Source organism: Mesorhizobium sp. M4A.F.Ca.ET.050.02.1.1, assembly GCF_003997725.1.
Classification (GTDB): Bacteria; Pseudomonadota; Alphaproteobacteria; order Rhizobiales; family Rhizobiaceae; genus Mesorhizobium.
Genome location: NZ_RZSG01000970.1, coordinates 1 through 2,007, shown reverse-complemented (window position 1 = coordinate 2,007; position 2,007 = coordinate 1). Strand labels below are relative to the sequence as shown.

Annotated in this window: 2 protein-coding genes; both read left to right on the top strand. The window is 69.0% G+C overall.

Translation table 11 applies throughout. The features are described 5' to 3' along the window. A partial coding sequence (locus EOA33_RS33790; protein WP_245482518.1) for a DUF58 domain-containing protein occupies window positions 1-987 on the top strand: 987 nt, incomplete at its 5' end. Then, window positions 984-2,007: BatA domain-containing protein (locus tag EOA33_RS33785; RefSeq protein WP_190234465.1), on the top strand; the 1,024-nt coding region annotated here is incomplete at its 3' end. The genes EOA33_RS33790 and EOA33_RS33785, both read left to right, overlap by 4 nt.

Sequence of the window (2,007 nt, the reverse complement as noted above, 5' to 3'; positions counted from 1 at the left end):
GTCCAGGCACCGGTTGCGACGCGCGATGCGCTCGCCCGTGGCCGGTTGCGGGCCTCGCTGGTGCCGGACCTGCTGGTCGAGGCGCGTCGCATCGTCAACACCGTGATCGCCGGCTGGCATGGCCGCCGCAAGCGCGGCATCGGCGAGAATTTCTGGCAGTTCCGACCCTATGTCGAAGGCGATTCCTCGCGCATCGACTGGCGCCGCTCGGCCCGCGACGATCACACCTATGTGCGCGACCGCGAATGGGAGGCGGCCCACACGGTGTGGCTGTGGGCCGATCCCTCGCCGTCGATGCTCTACAAATCGGCCGGCGCCAGCGTTTCCAAGGAATCGCGCGCGCTCGTCCTGGCGCTGGCCATGGCCGAGCTTCTGTCGCGCAGCGGCGAGCGCATCGCCTGGCCGGGCCTGACCGATCCGTTCACCGCCCGCAACGGCGCCGAGCGCATCGCCGCCCAGCTCGGCCATGCCGGCGCGCTGCCGGCAAAGCCCGACCTCTCCGGCATCCGCCGCTTTTCCGACGTCGTCCTCGTCGGCGACTTCCTCGATCCGGTCGAGGAGACCATGGCCTGGCTCGACGTGCTCGCCCGCCACGGCGTGCGCGCCCACCTGATCGAGGTCGCCGATCCGGCCGAGGAGACCTTTCCCTATGCCGGGCGCACCGAGTTCACCGATCCCGAGACCGGCGACAAGCTGACCGCCGGTCGCGCCGAGATGTTCGGCGATGAGTATCGCCTGCTTTACAATGCCCGCCGCCAGGAACTGGCCGGCTGGTGCAGGCGGCTGGGCTGGAGCTTCACCGTCAATCACACCGACCGCCTCGCCTCGGAAGCGCTGGTGCGCATCCACATGGCTTTGACCGCCGAAGGCAGTCATGCAGGGTTGACCATGGGTCATACCGGGTTGACCGCAGGTCATACCGGGTTGACCGCAAGTCATACCGGGCTGACCGTCCATAGTGGTCATGCCGGAAAGATCGGCGCATGAGCTGGCTACCGCTTTCCTTCGGTGCGCCCATGGTGCTCTGGGGCCTGCTGGCGCTGCCGGTGATCTGGTGGCTTCTGCGGCTCACCCCGCCGAAGCCGCAGACGGAAGTGTTTCCGCCGCTGAAGATCCTGGCCGGCGTCCTGAAGCGCGAGGAGACGCCACAGCAGAGCCCATGGTGGCTGACGCTGCTGAGATTGCTGATGGCGGCCCTCATCGTCGTCGCACTTGCCGAACCGGTCTTCAATCCGCGTGAAAAACTGCCGGCAGAGGGCTCGGCCCTGGCATTGGTCATCGACAATGACTGGGCAAGTGCCGCCGACTGGGGCAAGCGCGTCGCCACGGCCGAACGGCTGATCGCCGACGCCGGCTCGAACGGCGTGCCCGTCATCATCGCCTTCACCGCCGAAAAGCCCAACGCCGAGATCGGCCCCTTCGACGCCGCTACCGCGCTCGACCGGCTGCGCGCGGCCAAGCCGCGGCCGATCCCGACCGACCGTCCCGCCGTCTATGCCCGCGTCGCGGCAAGCCTGGAGAGCCATCCCGGCGCCAGCGTTGCCGTGCTCGCCGACGGGCTCGCCGGGCAAGGCGACGAAGCCGCCTTCAACACGCTTTTGTCGAGCAACGCCGCGCGCCTGGTCTGGGCCACGTCCGACCGGATTTCGCTGACCGGCCTGACCGGCGCCGACAACCAGGTCGACGGTTTCGCGCTGACCGCCATACGCGCGCCGGGCGATCCGGCGCCCGCGCAGGTCACCGCGGGCGCCTTCGATGACAAGGGCCGCCGCATCGCCGATGCGACGCTGACCTTTTCGCCGGGCGAGTCCATGGCCACCGGCACCATGGCCGTGCCGTTCGAGCTGCGCAACGACTTCGCCTCGATCGCGCTCGACGGCGAACATCAGGCCGGCGCCCTGCGGGTGCTGGACGAAAGCTCCAAGCGCCGCCGCGTCGGGCTTTTGTCGCAGTCAGAGGCCGACCAGGCGCAGCCGCTCTTGTCGCCGCTCTACTACATCCTGTCTC